General features: G+C 61.0%; 17 protein-coding genes and 1 pseudogene. 14 read left to right on the top strand and 4 right to left on the bottom strand.

Annotated features, from left to right (window positions below; all coding sequences use genetic code 11):
• Positions 1-86 precede the first annotated feature (86 nt).
• Positions 87-905 carry a LuxR C-terminal-related transcriptional regulator gene (locus OKW44_RS01225; protein WP_018420249.1) on the bottom strand — a complete coding sequence of 273 codons (819 nt, stop codon included), beginning with the start codon at positions 903-905 and terminating at the stop codon, positions 87-89.
• 361 nt (positions 906-1,266) lie between these two features.
• On the opposite strand from OKW44_RS01225, the pseudogene OKW44_RS01220 reads away from it, so the two are divergent.
• From OKW44_RS01220 to OKW44_RS01155, 14 genes and pseudogenes are all read left to right on the top strand, one after another.
• A pseudogene (locus OKW44_RS01220) lies at positions 1,267-1,783 on the top strand (IS3 family transposase); the annotation flags it as partial.
• A gap of 1,147 nt (positions 1,784-2,930) precedes the next feature.
• Positions 2,931-4,307 carry an MFS transporter gene (locus OKW44_RS01215; RefSeq protein ID WP_018420250.1) on the top strand — a complete coding sequence of 459 codons (1,377 nt, stop codon included), beginning with the start codon at positions 2,931-2,933 and terminating at the stop codon, positions 4,305-4,307.
• Positions 4,297-4,806: a flavin reductase family protein gene (locus tag OKW44_RS01210; protein ID WP_162633943.1), complete on the top strand. Its 510-nt coding sequence runs from the start codon at positions 4,297-4,299 to the stop codon at positions 4,804-4,806. The genes OKW44_RS01215 and OKW44_RS01210 overlap by 11 nt, the downstream gene beginning before the upstream one ends.
• A 21-nt stretch (positions 4,807-4,827) precedes the next feature.
• Entirely contained in the window at positions 4,828-5,391 is a 564-nt protein-coding gene (locus OKW44_RS01205; RefSeq protein ID WP_084754049.1) for a carboxymuconolactone decarboxylase family protein, read from the top strand.
• 2 nt (positions 5,392-5,393) lie between these two features.
• Positions 5,394-6,050: a polysaccharide deacetylase family protein gene (locus tag OKW44_RS01200; protein ID WP_018420253.1), complete on the top strand. Its 657-nt coding sequence runs from the start codon at positions 5,394-5,396 to the stop codon at positions 6,048-6,050.
• 67 nt (positions 6,051-6,117) lie between these two features.
• Positions 6,118-6,966 (top strand): fumarylacetoacetate hydrolase family protein, encoded by an 849-nt coding sequence (locus OKW44_RS01195; protein WP_018420254.1) that lies wholly within the window; start codon positions 6,118-6,120, stop codon positions 6,964-6,966.
• A gap of 70 nt (positions 6,967-7,036) precedes the next feature.
• The gene (locus OKW44_RS01190) at positions 7,037-7,552 is read left to right on the top strand and encodes a flavin reductase family protein (RefSeq protein ID WP_084754050.1); all 516 of its coding nucleotides are present in this window, start codon (positions 7,037-7,039) and stop codon (positions 7,550-7,552) included.
• A 30-nt stretch (positions 7,553-7,582) separates the two neighbouring features.
• Entirely contained in the window at positions 7,583-8,680 is a 1,098-nt protein-coding gene (locus tag OKW44_RS01185) for an LLM class flavin-dependent oxidoreductase (protein WP_018420256.1), read from the top strand.
• Between the two features lie 2 nt (positions 8,681-8,682).
• Positions 8,683-8,985: a hypothetical protein gene (locus OKW44_RS01180; protein ID WP_018420257.1), complete on the top strand. Its 303-nt coding sequence runs from the start codon at positions 8,683-8,685 to the stop codon at positions 8,983-8,985.
• Positions 8,986-9,018: 33 nt separating this feature from the next.
• A complete protein-coding gene (locus OKW44_RS01175; RefSeq protein WP_018420258.1) occupies positions 9,019-9,687 on the top strand; it encodes an RraA family protein in 669 nt (222 codons plus the stop codon).
• A 161-nt stretch (positions 9,688-9,848) separates the two neighbouring features.
• Complete coding sequence (locus OKW44_RS01170) at positions 9,849-11,081, top strand: porin (RefSeq protein WP_018420259.1); 1,233 nt, start codon at positions 9,849-9,851, stop codon at positions 11,079-11,081.
• A 147-nt stretch (positions 11,082-11,228) separates the two neighbouring features.
• Entirely contained in the window at positions 11,229-14,801 is a 3,573-nt protein-coding gene (locus tag OKW44_RS01165) for an indolepyruvate ferredoxin oxidoreductase family protein (protein ID WP_018420260.1), read from the top strand.
• A 266-nt stretch (positions 14,802-15,067) separates the two neighbouring features.
• Positions 15,068-15,670 carry a GntR family transcriptional regulator gene (locus OKW44_RS01160; protein ID WP_429409317.1) on the top strand — a complete coding sequence of 201 codons (603 nt, stop codon included), beginning with the start codon at positions 15,068-15,070 and terminating at the stop codon, positions 15,668-15,670.
• A gap of 156 nt (positions 15,671-15,826) precedes the next feature.
• The gene (locus OKW44_RS01155) at positions 15,827-16,411 is read left to right on the top strand and encodes an AraC family transcriptional regulator ligand-binding domain-containing protein (RefSeq protein ID WP_429409315.1); all 585 of its coding nucleotides are present in this window, start codon (positions 15,827-15,829) and stop codon (positions 16,409-16,411) included.
• A gap of 7 nt (positions 16,412-16,418) precedes the next feature.
• Here the strand turns inward: OKW44_RS01155 and OKW44_RS01150 are convergent, their stop codons facing one another.
• From OKW44_RS01150 to OKW44_RS01140, 3 genes are all read right to left on the bottom strand, one after another.
• Positions 16,419-16,757, bottom strand: a complete 339-nt coding sequence (locus OKW44_RS01150; protein ID WP_162633944.1) for a hypothetical protein — start codon at positions 16,755-16,757, stop codon at positions 16,419-16,421.
• A gap of 527 nt (positions 16,758-17,284) precedes the next feature.
• Positions 17,285-18,205, bottom strand: a complete 921-nt coding sequence (locus OKW44_RS01145) for an ornithine cyclodeaminase family protein (protein WP_026225746.1) — start codon at positions 18,203-18,205, stop codon at positions 17,285-17,287.
• Between the two features lie 47 nt (positions 18,206-18,252).
• Positions 18,253-19,245 (bottom strand): asparaginase, encoded by a 993-nt coding sequence (locus OKW44_RS01140; RefSeq protein ID WP_018420265.1) that lies wholly within the window; start codon positions 19,243-19,245, stop codon positions 18,253-18,255.
• Positions 19,246-19,272: the final 27 nt, after the last annotated feature.

The following is a 19,272-nucleotide window of genomic DNA, read 5'->3' as shown; positions in this document are numbered from 1 at the left end:
TTGACGGGTGAAACGGATTAGGAAAAACCCTCAGTGCCAGGCAAGCAGAAGAGCGGGCACGGTCAGAGAGATGACGCAGTGCGTGATCATTCTCGGCTGGTAGCCAGGCACAACGCAAACAACTGACGCTGGCTCGAAATGCCGAGGCGGCGAAAGGCCCGCTTTTGATAGGTCACGACGCTGGAGGCTTTGACGCCCATAAGTTCTCCAATGTCTTTCGCGGTACGGCCCTCCAGAACGCCGCATAGGACATCGAGTTCGCGCTTCGACAACTCGGGGCAGATCCCTCGAATACGCACCAGCATCAGTTGCGGAATGCCGGTCTGAATCTGGCCGCATAGCACGTAATGATGCTTGGCGGTCTGGGCGATGAGCGGCGCAAAGGCCTCAATCAGCGCGATCTCGTTCGCGTGGAAATGGCCGCGCCTGCGGTCGCGGTAGAGATTGACGGAGAGCCAGATGTCCTGCGAGGGTTGCAGCAAAAGGGAGAGTCGGCCCGAAACGTCCGGCTGGTGATAGCAAGCGGCTCGATACCCTTCATGCGAGATGTCTTCGATGGCCTGCTGGTGGAGCAGGACGGCCGAGTCGAGCTTCTGAGGACGGGCAGAGGAGATAATCGTCTGATTTCCGTCCAACGCATAGAAAGTCCTGGCGTAGGTATCCGCGACGTTGCTCAGATATCGACCGCCACGGTGGTCTGCGACCGAGACCGTCCGAGGACGATTGTTGAACTCGTAAGCAAAGACGGTGCACTGCGATATGCCTGCGGCGTCCCCTAGGAGTTTCAGAACTTCCGCGGCGAAGGCGTTCGCATCGTTAGACCCGATGGCCGAGACCAGGCTCGTTGCCCGTGACAGATCCAGATGGCCGGAGAGGTTGGGACGATCAAGCCGCCATGAGCGCATGATTGGCCTCGGAGAGTGCCGAAAAGATGATTTTAAGCGACTCTGCGGCGGAAGATCGCTCGCTTTTGTTCCCATCGGAACTTGCGGCAAAGAGGAGAAGGCGACGCAACGCGATGGCCAAAATACTAGCCTTCGCGTTCGTAGCACTGACCGAGCGTCGTGGTTGATTTCCGGAAAAATTCGTCGGGAGATTAGCAGATCCGGTGACCGTTGCAGGACTGGATACAGACAATCATTTTGCTTGGGTGTACGGCCAAGTGACGCCCTGAGGTGGTCCGTCAAGTTTTTTTGAACGGGAGCCTGTTCCTCCGAAGCCCTCCGGTTTGACCTGCGCGTTGCTGGCCCGGCGAGTTGCCCACCGCCGGCCAGCGTCATGGTCGTAGCCATCACGTATATCCGCACGGCGCAGGGCTGGCTCTATCTGGCTGTCGTGCTGGACTTGTACTCGCGCAGGGTCGTCGGCTGGTCAATGGCCCCGACCATGCCGGCTGGACTGGTCATATCGGCATTGACGATGGCGCTGCAGCAGCGTAGGCCAGCGCCGGGACTGGTTTTGCATTCGGATAGGGGCAGCCAGGTATGCAAGCGATGAGTACCAGGCCTTGCTGAAGCAGCATCACGTGGTTTGCAGCATGAGCCGCAAGGGAAATTGTTGGGACAATTCGGTGATGGAAAGATTCTTCCTGAACCTGAAAATGGAGCGCGTGTGGCAGCGTCGGTACGCCAACCACGATGAGGCTCGGCGCGATATCAACCAGTACATCGTCGCTTTCTACAATCCGGTGCGCTTGCACTCCACGCTGGGCTATCTGTCGCCCGCCGCCTACGAGGCGAAACCGACAGCGAAAGAACCTATCTGCCTTTCCGAAATTAGTTGACCACTACACCGGCCTGCACGCGCCGCAGCACGCGCGCAGCCATGTGAATGAGGGCAGGCGTCGATTAACCCTTAACGTAAAGCGTCTCTCGCCCTCCCGCAGGAAGCGTCGATCAGCACAGTACCGGGGCGGCGAACTACGCCGCCCGGTGATCCTTCGATCCGCGGTTTCCGGGCAGTCCAGTCAATTTCGTGCTTTCGAGTCTAGCCAACCGCTCCTTAGTCCAACGAATTCGGCTTCCCGACACTCCTGCAGGGAGATCGAATTAGCTAGACTGCGGCTTCTTATTAATCAATGACTTGCTAACTTTTTCGGACACACTGGGCGCGAGACCCGAACGAAATAGTTAGATTAGCCGGATTTGTGTCACGAGTTAGTTGGACTGTTGGACTGTATGGATTGCACGCCGAATGCAGGCACGCACTTGATGCGTCGATACAGGTTGGAAAACGTATACGAGAACATGAACCATTTTCGGCGTGGAGCACATCGCGAATATCGCCGGGCTTGATGCGGCGCCAGCGATCCCAACGGCGCCGAGAACCAAATAGCGGATGCATTCAGCGTGGCTCGCCCGCAAACCGGACGATTGGCAATGACAGTGTGCGCGCCCCGCCCCTCGCGAGTGCAATCGCTAGTTTTCGTGAAAAGGGAACGCCCGGAGTAGCGCCACCGCCCCCAGTTTCCGGCAGTGCCGCCCGGCGAGTCACAACAACCTTAGCGGCTGAGCGGCCTGCGACGCGTCCACGTTCCTGCTTCGGCCGGCGCCGCAACGCGATGTCCGGACTCGGCGCAAATCCTCTGCTTGCCACGGTCACAGTCCTCCTCTAAAAGCGTCTTACGGCGCGGGTTGACGAGCGGAATCCGCCTCGGCGCCTTCTTTTATAAGTGAAGCCAGGAGGACGGCGGAATTTTCCCGGCTGGCGGAAGCGTCACCACAACTGAAACAGACATCTTCACGGTTCGCGAGTACCATTAAACCCTTGAAAAAGCGGGAAAGTCAGGTTTTTGTATGTTTGACGCATTCGAGCCGCAGCGATCCGACGCAGGTTTACCCCAATTTCGAACTTGTGGAATCTTTTATAACTTATAAACAAGGGGTCGTGCTGGATTTCGGACGGACCTCCGCCCAACGAGGAGACAACGTATGAACGCAGAGGAGCAAAGGACATATCGACTGGTGGCAGTGCGCATCCTTCCCGTTTTATTCATTGCACACTTCCTCCTGCAGTTCGATCGTATCAACGTCGGATTCGCCGCGCTGCAGATGAACACCGCCCTTCGCTTCGGACCGGAAACCTTTGGACTGGGCGTAGGCATCTTTTTCGTCGGCTATGCATTGTTCGAAATTCCCAGCAATCTGCTGCTGCATCGAATGGGCGCGCCGCTCTGGATCGCCCGGATCATGGTGACGTGGGGATTGCTGTCGTGCGCGATGGCATTCGTATCCAACGCGACTACCTTCTATCTGCTGCGCTTCTTCCTCGGGGTCGCCGAAGCGGGCTTTACGCCTGGCGTGCTGTATTACGTGTCGCTGTGGTTCACGCGCCGTAGTCTTAGTAGCGCCAACGGCGTCTGGTCGGCGGCGTCGCCGCTGGCCGGGGTGCTGGTCGGTCCGGTATCGGGATTGTTGCTGAGTGTGCACATGCTGGGCATCGAAGGGTGGCGATGGATGTTCGTTGTTGAAGGCGTGCCGACCGTCGTTTTCGGTTGCTTTCTGTACTGGATGCTGCCGCGCGGCGTGGAGCACGCATCGTGGCTGCCGGACGCCAGCCGTCAGTTTCTGATGGCCGAACTTGCGCACGAGAGAAGCACGACCTCGCGTCCGCAGGAAACCCAATTCCTGCGCAGTCTGAAGTCTTTCAAGGTCTGGGTGTATGCGTTGACCTACTTCGCGCTTCTCTCGGGTATTTACGCGCTCTTTTTCTGGCTTCCGCAAATCGTCAAGGCTAGCGCGGCGCATCTGTCCAATGCGTCCATTGGCTGGATCAGCGCTTTACCCTTTTTATTCGGCGTGGTGCTGTTGCTGACGGTCCCGCAATTCTCCGATCGTACCGGCGATCGCCGCTGGCACTTGGTCGTGCTGGCCGCATTGGCGGGCGCATCCCTGTATGCATCCACTATCGCCGCGAATCCCGTGCTGGCGTATGCCGCCATCGTGGTTGCCGTGGGGTCGTCGTTCTGCTACATGGCGATTTTCTGGAACGGGCCCGCTGCCGCGCTCAGCGGCGCGGCAGCCGCCGGCGGATTCGCGCTGATCAACAGTGTCGGCAATATCGGCGGCTTTCTCGGCCCGTACACATTCGGTCTCATGCGCGGTGCAACCGGCAGTTTCAGCGCCGGGCTCGCATGGTTTTCCGCGTTCTTTGCAGTAGCTGCAATCGTGCCGCTGGTCCTGCCTAAAAGATTTCCCGCGGGACGTTCTGAAACGCGTCCTCGACCTGACGCCACCGATCATGCGGTTTCGGCGATGCGCCACTCGTCCCGGCTCGATCCTTTGAATGGAGAAGTTCATGACCACTGAGGCACACCCGCCCCTGCAAGGGCAGTCCAACATGGACCTGTTTCGGCAGCTTTCCAACGCATGGCCTCGCGGCGTGGCGGTTGTCACGACGATCGATGTGTCCGGCAGTCCGGCCGGTTTGACGATGCGGGCGGTGAGCCCTGTCTCGTCCGATCCGTTGCGATTCATGATCTGCGCGGGCGAACAATCGCGTTCGCTGAAAGCGATTCTGGCGTCGCAGGTTTTTTGCATCAACTATTTGACCGCAGACCAGCAGACGCTTTCCGACCAGTTCGCGAGCCGGATCGACGACAAGTTCGCCAACGTGAAAACACGTCGGTTGAACTCCGGCTGTCTGGCCATCGAGGGCGCGGCCGCGGTGATCGAATGCCGCGTCGCGCACGCGATCAGCAGCGGCGACCACCGGCTTCTGATCGGCGACGTCACAGCTGCCGAAGTGCACGACGGGGATCCGCTCGTCATCTTCGGCGCCGGATACAGGCGCCTCGCGGCGGCTTGACGACGAAGCGCCAGAGGCACCATGTCCTACTTTCCGCAACTTGATGCAGCTCGACTCAGTGACGTGCAGCGGCGCCTGTCGGCCGCGGTGGCGAAACCGGGCGCGCCATGGCCTGGACCGTTCAACGCGCTTGCCCGCGCAGCTGAAGTCGGGCTATGCATGTACGACATGCTGCTTTATTACAAAAGCGCGAGTCGGCTATCGCTCCCTGCGCGAGAGGTCGTGGTGCTCACCGTTGCCAGGGCGTTGAACTGCCCGTATGGATGGCATGCGCACGTGCCGCTCGCCCTTTCGGCCGGCGTCAACGCCCGCGCGTTGGAGAAGCTTGCCGTCGCGGTTCACGCCAGCTACGGAGACGACACGATCGACGCGGTGGCGCGCATTACCCGTGGCGTGCTGGACAACCGGCCAGTCGAACGGACCGATGTTCTGGATGACGCTTTGCTTGTCGAGGTAATCACCTTTGCCGGGATTTACAGAACGCTGTTTCAGCTAGTGAACACCGACGGGCCGGACTATGTGTCCTCCTGCATTGCGTTTGAGACGGACGGCTCCGGCTCCCGTCAGCATTCATCAAGGAACTGAAAATGTTCGATGTAACCATGACCTTTGATAACGGTCCTGATCCGCGCATCACGCCGTACGTACTGGATGTCCTGAAAGAGCGGGGCATTGCCGCCAGTTTTTTTGTGGTTGGACAGCAGTTCGAGACGAGCGGGGCGATGGACGCGTGCGAACGCGCGTACGACGACGGGCATTGGATCGGCAACCATACCTACACGCACTCGACGCCATTGGGTGAGCGTCTCGACGACACCGTCGTTGCCGACGAGATCATCCGCACGCACGAGCTCATCCGCCCGTTCATCGGGCATAAGCGGCTATTCCGCCCGTTCGGATACGGCGGCTCCATCGGCAGACATCTGCTCAGTCCGTCGGTGCGGGACTATCTGTTCGAGCAGCAGTACACCTGCGTATTGTGGAACGCGTTGCCACGCGACTGGGAAAACCGCGATACGTGGGACAAGATTGCACTCCACCAGTGCCGGTCGCAACCCTGGTCCGTCGTCGTGGTGCACGACCTGCCGATCGAAGGATCGATCAAGCGTCTGCCGCACTTTCTCGATGCGGTTCTGGCTGAGGGCGGCCGGTTCCGGCAGGATTTCCCGGTCTCCTGTACCCCCATCTGGGAAGGGGTTGCGATGACGAACATCGACAATCTGGTCGGGCCGCCGGACGCTTGACGGCATTGCCGCGGTACCGATTGCATCACCTTCGACACACACTCCAAACTAACCCGAGTACTCGTTCATGAAACTGCTCCGCTTTGGTCTGCCCGGATTTGAGAAGCCCGGCGCTCTGGATGCGCAAGGCAATATCCGCGATCTTTCCTCCGTCATCGAGGATCTGGCCGGTAGTGCACTCGGCGCGGCCTCGATCGACGCGCTTCGATCACTCGACCTCGAACGCTTTCCGGTCGTCCCGTCGACGACGCGACTTGGGCCGCCAGTGGCCGGCACGCGCAATTTCGTCGGTATCGGTCTGAACTATTCCGATCACGCCGAAGAGGCCGGCGTCAAGGCTCCCGACACGCCCGTGGTGTTTCTGAAGTCGGTCGGCTCGCTGTGCGGCCCGAACGACCATGTGATGCTTCCGCCCGGCGCACGCAAAACGGACTGGGAGGTTGAGCTGGCGATCGTGATCGGTATGCGTGCGCAACAGGTGTCGGTCGAAGACGCTCACCGGTACATCGCCGGCTATACGGTTTGCAACGATCTTTCCGAGCGCGAATGGCAACTCGAACGCGGTGGAACCTGGGACAAGGGGAAAAGCTTCGATACATTCGGGCCGGTCGGGCCGTGGCTCGTCACGCCGGACGAAATCCCGGACGTGAGCAACCTCGACCTCTTTCTGGATCTCGACGGAAAGCGCATGCAGACGGGCAACACCCGGAAGATGATTTTCTCCGTTCCCGAGCTCGTCAGCTATTGCAGTCAATGTCTGACACTGGAGCCCGGCGACATCATCACCACGGGCACTCCGCCGGGCGTCGGCCTGGGCAAGCGGCCGAATATTTTTCTGAGTCATGGCCAGACGATGCGCCTCGGCGTGGAGCGCCTCGGCGAACAGGTGCAGCGCGTGGTTGATCCGGCAGCCTGATCATCCCTTTCACAGTTTGATTCCCGCCGCAACGAGGCTGTTTTCGTTTCGTATATGAATAGGACTGCATATGACTGACAGAAATTCCATGATCGGCGAACTGGAATTCCGGGACGCGATGAGCCGGATGGCGTCGACCGTGTGCGTTCTCACCGCGAGGAATGGGGACGACGACGTCGGCATTACGGTGACCTCAGTGCAGGCAGTCTCGGATTCTCCGGCGCTCCTCCTCGCATGTGTCAATACGCGATCGCGTTTGATTGCGGCGATGGAAACCTCCGGGCTGCTCGGCGTCAGCGTGCTGGATGCTGACGACGTGCCGATCGCGAGGTCGTTCGCAAGGCCCGGGCGCGGCACCGATGAATTCGATCCGGCCGAATGGCGCCGTTCTGCGTCGGGAATCATGGTGATGCGACACGCGATCACGATATTCGAATGCTCGGTGGAAAAGGCGAGCCGCTTCGGCACGCATCTGGTCGTCGTCGGCATGGTGCGTTCGTGTGTGAACGGGACGGGATCGCCGCTCATGTATTGCAATCGGGAGTTCAGCGCGTTGACGTCCGCCACGCCATTGAGCTTCGCTTAACAGTCTTTACTTTCAATCAGGATGGGTGAGATGGAACTGGCGCTCTTCAGTACGGTGTCACAACGTGACCCGGCCAAATCGCAAAACAGCATTTTCATGGAAGCCTGCGATCAGGTGGGTCTCGCGGAGCAGCTCGGATTCGGGACCGCATGGTTTCCGGAGCATCACTTCACGAATTACTCCATTTGTCCGAATCCGACGATGCTGGCCGCGTACGCCGCCGCTCGCACGTCGCGCATCAAGGTGGGACCGGCCGTGGTGGTGGTTCCGCTGCATCATCCGATTCGCGTCGTCGAGGAACTCGCGCTGCTCGATCAGTTGAGCGACGGCCGGCTGGCCATCGGTCTGGGGGGCGGATACCAGGAGTTCGAGTTTCACAAGTTCGGCCTCGAAATCGCCAAGAACAGGGCGTACTTTTCCGACTTTCTCGAGATATTCAACCAGTACATGAGTACCGGTGCCATCGAGTTCGACGGTACGCTCGCGAGCATCCCCAAAACGCTGTTTACGTTGCGGCCGAAGCAACGCGCGCCGCAGGTCTATATCGCAAGCGGCACCACCGACGCGGCGGTGCAAAAGCGCATGGTGTCGGGCCAGTACGCGTCGATCGTATCCATGGTGGCCAATTCCACGGACTGGGTCATCGAGAAGCGTGGACAGATCGAGGAAGTCTACCGCGCGTGTGGCGGGCCAGCGCCTGTCATGCCGTTCGCACTGAACCAGTATCTGTACGTGACGCAAGATCCGAAGGCGGCGCGCAAGGCGGCGGAGGCAGTCATCTACGTGATACGCGTGCACGCGGCGATGAAGAACAAGGAAGCGCAACTCGACGGGTCGTTGATGAAGAACGAGCCCGCGCCAAACGAGCCGACCGTCGACGAACTGCTCGGGCGCCTCGCGATCGGTGATCCAGAAACGGTCGCGGAACGGCTGGTGCGCCAGCGTCGAGCGCTTCGACCCGTACAGATGAGCTTCATTATGGGGCTGCCGGGCATGAGTTCCGCTGAAACGCTTGTATCGATGGAGTTGTTCGGCAAGAGCGTGATGCCCCATCTGAACGCTGTGACCGACGAGGCCGAGGAGGCGGGCGAGGCCGACGTGGCATCGCCCGCGCTAAAGGAGGCCTGATCATGTGGCTTCTGTTTTCCGGAGATGGCGACTGCACCCTCGAAGACGGCGCGAATTTCAAGACGTTCAAACTCGTGAGCACGTTGCAGAAGGATCGCCTCGTCGAGCGCTATCAGCCGCACATCCTCGCGTTCGACGGAAACGACCACGCGTGGATCAGCGAGTCCTTCGTGCGTGCCACTGCATCCGGGCGTGTCGAACCGGACTGGGACGCGCGGTTTCGGGAAATGCTGGATTGGGCCTCCCGCCACGGATGGGTGAAGGAAGGATGCGTCCGTGCGCACGTCGAGTGGACCCAGGCGTGACGAAGCATCCGTTCAACAGGACAGGTGATTCCCATGAGCGATAGTTTCCTGATTGAGCCGTCGATTTCGTGCGTGGATGGTCGGCTGGTGCGTGCGTTTGAAGCGATTCCAACGTCGATTCTCAGCGATGTGATGGCGAGGCTGCCGGGAGCTGTCGGGCTGCGGCCCTATCACGGACCGAAAGCCGTGGTGGGCACGGCGCTCACCGTGAGGGCGCGTTCGGGCGATAACCTGCTGCTGCACCACGCGCTCGACATCGCGGAGCCCGGACACCTGATCGTCGTGGACGGTGGCGGCGACCTCGGCCGGGCGCTGATCGGCGAGATCATGGTGTCCTACGCGAAGCGTCGCGGCCTGGCGGGATTCGTGATCGACGGCGCGGTCCGCGACGTCGACGCGTTGTCGAGGCTGGATTTCCCGTGCTTCGCGCGTGGCCATACGCACCGTGGTCCGTACAAGGACGGTCCCGGGCAGATCAACGTAACGGTCTCCGTGGCCGGAATGGTCGTGAACCCTGGCGACATAGTCGTCGGCGACGCCGACGGCGTCGTCGCGATTCCGAGGGACGACGCGCAAAGCGTTATCGAACGCGCACTGACGAAAATGTCCGCCGAGGCAGCCCAACTCGCGGCGATCGAGGCAGGCACGATCGACCGTTCATGGGTGTTGAAAGCAATCAAGGAGCGCAGCCAGTCCGCCTGATGTCTGCAGCAGCCGCGCACCGGAGGACCACCACCCGAATCAGGAAATGACCCCGGTCGAAGGATCGACGTTTGATTGTTCGACCGGCGTGAGCACCTCGCGTCAACGATGTAGTTCGCAATAAAAAAACGGTAAATAACTATTCAATGGAGACAAATGGAATGAGGAAAGGGTCAATCATCTGGCTAGCCGCCGCTGCGGTGGGCGCGCCGAGCGCGTATGCGCAAAGCTCCGTCACGCTTTACGGCGTCGTGGACACTGGCATCAACGTCGTCACGAATGCGCAGACGGCGGTGGTCAACGGCATACCGGTGCGAGGTGGGACGCAGATAACGCTCAATAGCATCACCGGTCTGTCCGGAGACCGATTTGGTTTCCTCGGAAAGGAGGATCTCGGGGGCGGGGTACAAGCGGTTTTCCAGTTGGAAAACGGGTTCCTGGTGAACAACGGAATGCTTTCAAATGGCGGTGCGATGTTTGGGCGGCAGGCGTGGGTGGGGCTGTCTAATCGAATGGGTACGCTGACAATGGGCAGACAGTATGACCCGCTAAGTGACACCGTCGGGTCATTCGTCGCCGGCCGCTCCTGGGCTGGCTACGTGGCAGCGCATCCAGACGACCTCGACAACACGATGGGCACGCGAAGGGTGAACAACTCGATCAAGGCGGTCTTCAATGCGACGCGTAATCTGACGGTTGAAGGGATGTATAGCCTTGGAGGCGTATCGGGGAGCGTCGCACGGCAGTCGCTTTGGTCGGCGGCCGCGTCCTATACGGCCAGCGGTTTTCAGGCGGCGCTCGCGTATCTGAATGCGCGCAATCCCAACCTCTCTTACTTTGGGACCAATGCGAACGCGGCAGGAGCCAGCGGAAACAATCTTGGATCGGCCGGGTCGGCAACGGCTGCTTCATTGAATCCCGTCTATGCGGGATTCGCGTCAGCAGGCTCTCTCAACGTGGGCGCCGCCGCGGTCTCGTACACGCTCGGAAAATCGACGGTCGCTGCGATCTACACGAGAACCATGTTCAGCCATCTGGGAGACGTCGCAACGTCCGGCCCCAACCCGATGGGCTACTCGGGATCGGCTGGATTTTCCAACGTCGAGTTGAACTATGTCTACCACTTCGCGCCGGACTTTCTTGCAGGACTGGCTGGAAATTACACACGTGGCAGTTCGGTTGGAGGTCACATCGGCGCGATCTACCGCCAGATCAATATCGGCGTGGACTATTTCCTGTCCAAACGTACTGACGTGTATGGGCTCGCGGGCTATCAGCATGCAAGCGGACTCGACTCGTTCGGGCGTCCAGCAGTGGCGTCTATTGCCAATGTGACCGCTGCCTCCGGACAGAACGAAGCGACGTTCCAGATCGGCTTGCGACATAAGTTTTGAGTGCCTGGAGTCACGACTGTCAAACAGGAAAGGTGCACGGGTCCGGCTTCCGGAATGGCATATCGGCGCCCGGACCCGTTGCGATCGAGGTGTTATGCGATGGACTGTGGAAATGACTGAACTGCGTGTTATTGGAGATTGTCTGTAATGAATTCTTCCATCCCAACCCGGACACAAGCGGCCGGCGATGCGAATCGCGCGGTATCCATCGACGATAAATACACGTTGGAGAAAGGCCGCGCGTATATGAGCGGCACGCAGGCGCTGGTTCGTCTTCCGATGCTGCAAAAGGCGCGCGACCGGCGCGCCGGTTTGAATACCGCCGGGTTTATTTCCGGCTACCGCGGCTCGCCCCTCGGCGCGGTCGATCAGGCTCTGTGGAATGCAAAGCGTCATCTCGAAGCGCATGACATCGTGTTTCAACCGGGGGTCAACGAGGATCTGGCCGCTACTGCGGTATGGGGTACCCAGCAGGTGAACCTGTGGCCCAATGCTCGTCGTGACGGTGTGTTCGGCATGTGGTACGGCAAGGGGCCGGGCGTCGATAGAACGGGAGACGTGTTCAAGCATGCCAACCATGCGGGAACGGACCCGCGCGGCGGCGTGCTGGTACTGGCGGGCGACGACCATGCGGCCAAGTCGTCGACGATCGCGCACCAGTCCGAGCACGCGTTGATCGCGGCAGGCATCCCGGTCCTCTATCCGTCCAATGTGCAGGAATACCTGGATTTCGGCCTGCATGGCTGGGCCATGAGTCGTTACACCGGCCTGTGGGTGGCGATGAAATGCGTGACGGATGTCGTCGAATCGAGCGCATCGGTCGATGTGGATCCGGACCGCGTGCGCATCGTCGTGCCGGAGGATTACGTGGCGCCGGCCGCGGGTCTCGGCATCCGCTGGCCGGATCCGCCGCTCGAACAGGAGGCCCGGCTCGTCGAGCAGAAGTGGCAGGCAGCGCTTGCTTACTTGCGTGCTAATCGATTGAACGAGGTCGTGATCGACCCGCCGAAAGCACGATATGGCATCGTCGCATCGGGCAAGGCCTATAGCGACGTACGCCAGGCGCTCGGGGATCTGGGGCTCGACGACGCGGCCTGCGCGCGGATTGGGCTGCGCGTGCTGAAGGTGGGATGCGTGTGGCCGTTCGACCCGCAAACGGCGCTCTCTTTCGCCGCCGGTCTCGAACGGATCTTCGTGATCGAGGAAAAGCGCCAACTTCTCGAACAGGCGTTGAAGGAGGCGCTCTATGATTTGCCCGTGCGCCCGACGATCGTCGGTAAGTATACGGAACGCAGCGATGCGAGTGGCCATTCGCGCAAGGAGCGCTTATTGCCGGAGCACGCCGAGCTTTCGCCGGCGGTCATTGCGAAGACGATCGCGGACTTTCTGACCGATGCCGAAATCGACGCAGACGGGCGCGCCCGCATGCTGGCGCGCGTCGCCGCGATCGAAGCGAACGAGCGCAGGGCGGCACGACCGCGCATCGTGGTCGAACGCAAGCCGTGGTTCTGCTCCGGTTGTCCGCACAATACGTCGACCCACGTGCCGGAAGGGTCGCGCGCCATCGCGGGCATCGGATGCCATACGATGTCGACGTGGATGGACCGCCGCACCGAAACCCTCAGCCAGATGGGGGGCGAGGGGGCGACGTGGATCGGCCAGATGCATTTTGCCGGCGACAAGCACGTGTTCGCGAATCTCGGTGATGGGACCTATTTCCATTCCGGACTGCTGGCGATTCGTGCGGCCATTGCGGCAAAGGCCAACATCACGTACAAGATTCTCTATAACGATGCGGTGGCGATGACCGGCGGCCAGCCGGTGGACGGGCAGCTCACCGTGCCGCAGATCTGTCATCAGGTACACGCCGAAGGCGCGGCACGCATCGTGATCGTGACCGACGAGCCGGACAAGTATCGCAACGCGGCGAACCGGCCGGCAGGCGTGCACGTATTCCATCGCGACCGGCTCGACGACGTGCAGCGCATGCTGCGCGACACGTCGGGCACCACGGTACTGATTTACGATCAGGTATGCGCGACGGAGAAGCGTCGCCGTCGCAAGCGCGGCACCTACCCGGACCCCGCGCATCGTGCGTTCATCAACGATGCGGTTTGCGAAGGCTGCGGGGACTGCTCCGTACAGTCGAACTGTCTGTCCGTGGAGCCGCTCGAAACGCCGCTCGGAACCAAACGCAAGATCAACCAGAGTTCGTGCAACAAGGATTTCTCGTGCGTGAAGGGCTTTTGCCCGAGTTTCGTGGTGGCGCGGGGTGCGCAGTTGCGCCGGCCCGGCGCGCGCGCGGGGCAAAACGCGGCAAGCCCGGATTTCGATGCGTTGCCACAACCGATTCTTCCCGATCTTGCGCGGCCGTACGGTGTGCTCGTTACGGGCGTCGGGGGGACGGGCGTCGTGACGATCGGCGGGTTGATCGGCATGTCCGCCCATCTTGAAGGGAAGGGTGTGTCGGTGCTGGACATGGCGGGGCTGGCGCAGAAGGGCGGCGCGGTGCTAAGCCACGTGCAGCTGGCCGCTTCGCCCGAGGTGCTGCACGCCACGCGCATCGGGGTCGGTGATGCGCGCCTCGTCGTCGGTTGCGATGCGATCGTGTCGGCCGCCGCCGACGTGCTGTCGCGCGTGGGCCGCGGCACGACGCGCGCGGCGATCAATAGCGGCGCCACGCCGACTGCCGAGTTCATCCACAACCCCGGCTGGCGGTTTCCCGGTACGCAGATCGAAAGCGACCTGCGCGATGCCATGGGCGACGATTGCGCGTTCGTCGACGCGAACGCACTCGCGCTCGCCCTGCTCGGCGACACGATCTATGCGAATCCGTTGCTGCTCGGCTTCGTCTGGCAGAAGGGCTGGCTACCGCTCGCGCTGTCGAGTCTGATGCGCGCAATCGAGTTGAATGGCGTGGCGGTGGCGAAGAATCAGCAGGCATTCAACTGGGGACGCTATGTTGCGCAGCACGGCGCGAAGGCGGTCGAAGCCATGCTTCGGACGAACGTCGAGAAACCGTCGCCGCGCGCCGTCGTCGTGAGGATGCCCGAATCGCTCGACCGCTTGATCGCTTCGCGCGAAACCATGCTGACCGCGTATCAGAACGCCGCCTATGCTTGCACGTATCGTGAAGCCGTCGAGAGCGTGCGTACCGTTGAGACGGATCTTCGCCTCGACGCGACGCTGCCGCTCACGCGCGCGGTCGCGATGAACCTCGCGAAGCTGATGATGTACAAGGACGAATACGAAGTAGCGCGTCTCTATGCGGGTCCGGCCTATCTCGACAAGCTGCGGGAGCAGTTCGAAGGCGAACCCGGGCGTGACTACCGGCTGCGGTTCTACCTCGCGCCGCCGCTGCTGGCGAAGCGCGATACGCACGGCGAACTGGTCAAGCGGCCGTTCGGACCGTGGGTGTTGCCGGTGTTCCGCGTTCTCGCGAAGCTGAAGGGTTTGCGCGGCAGCGTGTTCGATCCGTTCGGCAAGACAGAGGAGCGTCGTGGCGAGCGTGCGCTGATCGATGAATACCGCGCGATGGTCGACGAGTTCTGCGTGTCGCTCAATGCCGAACGGTTCGATGCGGCGCTGCAACTCGCCGGACTGCCCGGAGATATTCGCGGCTTCGGCCATGTGAAGGCACGCAACATGGCGGCGGTGGCAACGAGGCGCGAGCAATGGCTGAAACGCTACCGCGACGCCGCCGTGAGCATGAGCGCATGAGCGCCGGCATCGAACGCGTATCGGCGCGGCGGGGAAGGCCGCGCCTTACTCTCCTTGCGCCGGCATACGGGGGACCTTTGAACAGTATAATCAACGCTTCTCGAGTAGTTCGGATCAAAAGACCGGAGTTCCGACTTGTCGTTTCCACCTAAAGAAAGTACCGATCCGACGGATAAGCTCTCTCATGCGTTGGAGCTTTCCAATCTGCACGCGTTCGATAAGGGGAGCTTGAGTTCGCGAGCGTACCGGTCTCTCTGCGGCTGGGGTTGATGCGGGGGCACTTCGCGCCAGGCGAGAAGCTGCTATTGAAGCCGCTCGCGGAGGCGCTCGGCGTGAGCATTACGCCAGTGCGCGAAGCGCTTTTGCAATTGGTGTCCGAGCAGGCGCTGGTCAGTTTGAGCGACCGCAGCGTGGCGGTTCCCTTGGCCGATCGCGGGCGCTTACGCGAGATCCGGGATTTGCGCATCGAGCTCGAAGGACAGGCGATCGAAATGGCGGTGCCCCACTTGACCGAAGACGACGTGACGCTGGCCGGTTCGCTATCGAGGCAGTTGAATGATGCGAAGTCTCAAGCCGACGCGGCAACCGCGATGTCGGTGCGCCATCGCTTTCATTTCCACCTCTACGAGAAGGCGCGACGTCCGACGTTGACGAACTGCATCGAAAACCTGTGGATTCAGGCCGGACCGCTCGTGCATGCCGAACTCAGCTCGCCGACCGTCGTTAGCGAAGCGGCCAGCACGATGCTGATGCGGGCACTTCGTCAGCGAGACAGTCTGATGGCAAAAGTGGCGCTGCAGTTTTCCATTACGGAAATGTTCGATTGCGTCGAGCGCCGTTATGGCGAAGACGAGCCGGCCGCTTCCTGATGGCCCGTGCAGTAGCCGAACCTTGAATCGCACGGTGGTCGGCTCGCGGGCGGGCAGGGTATAACATAGGCGGCCATAGCTGTCATGAGGTTTCCTTCCTCAACCGTTTCGATCTCCGTCGTCAACGGCTTCCTTTGCGGCGCCGACCGGGCGGCGGTGGCTCGCCTCGCCGAACCCTCGGGCATTCCGCACGAATTGCTCCGCAAGGCCGCGGCCCGCGTGACCGAGGAGCAGTTTTCGACGCTCTACACGGAGCTCGACGACGAGATGCCCGGCATCTTCTCGCGCCCGCTGCGCAGCGGCACCCGGAAGTTCCTGTGCCTGGGCCTCCTCGATGGACCGCGGCTCGAGGTCGCGCTTCATCGCTTCCGGCAGTTCTTGCACCTGATTCTCGACGACTGCCGGCTCGAGTCGACGCGGGACGGGCCGCATGCGACGATCGAATTCGTCGCAACCTCGGACGGCCCTCCGGTCAGCGGGCTTGCGCGCGAGCTGATGCTGGAGCTCGTGCACGGGGTGGCGTCATGGCTGATTCGTCAAAAGATCCTGATCGTGGAGGCGACGTTCGAGTATCCGCGCCCCTCCCGGTCCGGCGATCTGCTGTATCTGTTTCCTGGGCCGATCCGTTTCGGCCGCGAGCGCACGGGTCGCGAACCCACTTCAACGCAGTCGCCTTCGTTCTCCATGAAGTTTTCGGTGTTCACGGCAAAGTCTCCTTTGCAGGCCGGAAGACCGGCCTAGTCCAAACTTAATCAGAATTGAGCGGAATCTTGGTCGGGAATCGCTGGCGAGATAACTCCACGATCGGAAAAAGCGGGATTTCCTGCGCATCGTCTAGTTCGTCGAGACTCGGATCCGTGCCTGCGACATCTTCCGGTTCGGGCTCCAGCGGCAATTGTGACTGGCGCGCTTCCTTACGCTGAACCATTACTTCCCGCTGCGCTTTGCCAGGTTTGGAGCGTCTAGTCTTGGCCGGATTGCATCCCTCTTTGAGGCGAGCGGTCTCATCCCGTAATGCGGCTTTTGCAGCCAACAGTGCGAGATAGAGTGGTGAGGGCCGATAGTCTTTTCGCGCCTTGGACAACATCCAACCATGCTGCTCCGCGGTTACAGGCTGTTGACCTGTAACCCCTTCGACTTCCTCAACCGGGCAATTCAAGCCAATCGCGGCTGGATAGCACCCCTCAAAATATGCGACTTGAATCTAACGTTGAGTGCTGTCTGACGAAAAGCGCGAAAATCTAATCATTTCCGTGTCTTCGAGTCCAGCTAATCCGGCGCTAGTCCAATGATTTCCGTTTCCCTGCAACTCCTGCTGGGGAACGGAATACGTTGGAGTGGGCCTCATAGAAAATCAAAGACTTGCCAATTTATTCGGTCGCGCGTTTGACGGCCCGGAAGCGAAATAAGTTGGAATTGCCGGGTTTGCGACGCGAATTCGTTGGATTCGCAGGAGGGTAGAGATTGGCACGCGGTTCGCCTGTCACGGAAGGCTGCGTGCGGCCATGAACCGACCATCGCACCGTGACGCCGAATGACTCAAAGTGGGGCTATCGCGGCCAGTCATTCACTCACAGTCTCGGCGATTTAATACATGATCTGGAAGGCGTGCTACTACTCTTCGCGGGTCATACGGCGTGTGATCAGGCCGGCTAGCGCAATGTCCGAAAGACCGAAGCCGAGCGACTTAAAAATTGTCACGTCGCCTCGTGCGCGATCCGCAATCTGGGGATTCGTGAGTACCACGCCGAGTTCGACGACGCGGTCCCAGTCGACAACACCCGACGCGGCCATCAGCAGATCGCCCGCTTCGGTACGCGCCTGCTCCAGCGATTCGACGACAAGCGTGCTCGCGCGCGCCAACAGCGCGTCGTCGAGTTCGCGCGCATCGGGTTTGCTCGAACCGATCGCCGCGACGAATGCGCCCGCCTTCACACACGTGCCGTCAAAGAGGGGCGTCGCGCTTCGCGTCGCGGTGACGATCACATCGGCGGCCTGAGCGGCTGCATGCGCGTGGCTGCCTTCGATCAGTTTGTCGGGGAAATACGCCTGCATTTCCGCAACCGTCTGCGCGACATGGTCGATTCCGGCGATCAGCACGCGCTCGATGCTGGAATTGTCGGCGAGCGCCCGGATATGGGCTCTGGCCTGCCGGCCGGTGCCGAACACCGCGAGCACGCGTGCATCGGGCCGTGCGAGCGCATCGCTGGCGATACGCGTGACTGCGGCGGTGCGGAATTCGGTCAGTGCATCGCCGTGGAGGATCGACATCAATTGTCCGTCTTCGCTCGAGAAGAGCGGAACGACGAAATCGAACCGGCCGCGATGCGTCGAATAGATCTTCGCGCCGCACACACCCGCGCTCGGCAGGATTGCACCCATCGCACTAATCGATACATGCTCGCCCTTCGTTCTGACGCGCGGCTGAACCGATGCGCGGCCCGCGCCGTGTTCGATCAGCGCAAGGCGCAGTTCGGCAATTGCGTCGCGCATGGTGATCAGACGGCGCACATGGTCGTCGGTAATGAAATGCATGATGTTGTGTCGGGTCAGATGAGAGTTGGTCGTCAGGAACGGCGGTTTCAATAGCGCTCGAACGCGGCCTGCAACGTATTCGTGTCGCAGCCTTGCGTGAGCGCCAATGTGAGAAGCAGTCGGGCTTTCTGCGGAACCTGGTCGTCGACGGTCAGCCAGCCATACTCGTCGTCGGGTTGCGCGCCGTTGCGCAGCACGATGCCATTGCCGGTGCGCGATGCCCGAACCACGTGCACGCCGCGCCGCGCTGCTTCCCGAAGTGTCGTGAGCAGATGGCTGGCGACGTTGCCGTTGCCGGTGCCTACAAAGATCAGCCCGCGCGCATTCGCGGCGATTGACGCGAGCGCAACGGACTCGAGTGCGCCGTATCCGTAGACGATGTCGACTTTGGGCAGGCCGGCAAGCCCGTCGAGCGACCACGGCGTGTCGAGCGTATGCGCGCGCGATGGGCGGCGATAGTAATGCGGCACGCCTTCGATCACATATCCAAGCGCACCATAGGGCGAACGAAACGCTTCGAGCTTGAAGCTGTTGCTCTTCACGACATCGCGCGCAGTGTGTATTTCGCTATTGGCGACGACCAGCGTGCCGATGCCGCTCGACGACGGGTGCGCCGCGACCGCGATTGCATCGTAAAGATTAAGCGCCGCATCGGAACTCATCGCCGACGGTGGGCGCATCGATCCGACTACGACGACCGGTTTTACGCTTTTGAGCGTCAGATGCAGAAAATACGCGGTTTCCTCGATCGTGTCGGTGCCGTGGGTGATCACCACACCGTCCACATCCTGCCGGGCAAGCACATTGGCAACGCGCTTGCCGATTGCGAGCAGATGCTCGTTATTGAAGTTCTCGGAGCCCGTTTGCAGCAACTGCTCCGAGCGCAGATTGGCCAGCGCCAAGGCATGAGGGATGGTATCGAGAACCTCGTCGATGCCAAGCACCGAGCACAGGTAGGCAGACGTGTTGACGGCGGCTTTGGCCCGGCCGGCAATGGTGCCGCCGGTGCCGATTACCAGGATGTTGGGCTTTGCTGTCATGCGGGTTTGATCAGGTAGGGGGAACGC

The organism is Paraburkholderia lebeckiae (assembly GCF_050436325.1).
Taxonomy (GTDB): Bacteria; Pseudomonadota; Gammaproteobacteria; order Burkholderiales; family Burkholderiaceae; genus Paraburkholderia; species Paraburkholderia tuberum.
The sequence above is the reverse complement of the archived record's forward strand: the minus strand, read 5'-3'. Positions and strand labels throughout refer to the sequence as shown.

Coding starts and splice junctions, on each gene's coding strand:
- OKW44_RS01175 (WP_018420258.1), top strand. CDS start 9,019: ATGAGCGATAGTTTCCTGATTGAGCCGTCGATTTCGTGCGTGGATGGT.
- OKW44_RS01215 (WP_018420250.1), top strand. CDS start 2,931: ATGAACGCAGAGGAGCAAAGGACATATCGACTGGTGGCAGTGCGCATC.
- OKW44_RS01170 (WP_018420259.1), top strand. CDS start 9,849: ATGAGGAAAGGGTCAATCATCTGGCTAGCCGCCGCTGCGGTGGGCGCG.
- OKW44_RS01210 (WP_162633943.1), top strand. CDS start 4,297: ATGACCACTGAGGCACACCCGCCCCTGCAAGGGCAGTCCAACATGGAC.
- OKW44_RS01185 (WP_018420256.1), top strand. CDS start 7,583: ATGGAACTGGCGCTCTTCAGTACGGTGTCACAACGTGACCCGGCCAAA.
- OKW44_RS01145 (WP_026225746.1), bottom strand. CDS start 18,205: ATGCATTTCATTACCGACGACCATGTGCGCCGTCTGATCACCATGCGC.
- OKW44_RS01200 (WP_018420253.1), top strand. CDS start 5,394: ATGTTCGATGTAACCATGACCTTTGATAACGGTCCTGATCCGCGCATC.
- OKW44_RS01180 (WP_018420257.1), top strand. CDS start 8,683: ATGTGGCTTCTGTTTTCCGGAGATGGCGACTGCACCCTCGAAGACGGC.
- OKW44_RS01225 (WP_018420249.1), bottom strand. CDS start 905: ATGCGCTCATGGCGGCTTGATCGTCCCAACCTCTCCGGCCATCTGGAT.
- OKW44_RS01165 (WP_018420260.1), top strand. CDS start 11,229: ATGAATTCTTCCATCCCAACCCGGACACAAGCGGCCGGCGATGCGAAT.
- OKW44_RS01195 (WP_018420254.1), top strand. CDS start 6,118: ATGAAACTGCTCCGCTTTGGTCTGCCCGGATTTGAGAAGCCCGGCGCT.
- OKW44_RS01205 (WP_084754049.1), top strand. CDS start 4,828: ATGTCCTACTTTCCGCAACTTGATGCAGCTCGACTCAGTGACGTGCAG.
- OKW44_RS01150 (WP_162633944.1), bottom strand. CDS start 16,757: ATGTTGTCCAAGGCGCGAAAAGACTATCGGCCCTCACCACTCTATCTC.
- OKW44_RS01140 (WP_018420265.1), bottom strand. CDS start 19,245: ATGACAGCAAAGCCCAACATCCTGGTAATCGGCACCGGCGGCACCATT.
- OKW44_RS01190 (WP_084754050.1), top strand. CDS start 7,037: ATGACTGACAGAAATTCCATGATCGGCGAACTGGAATTCCGGGACGCG.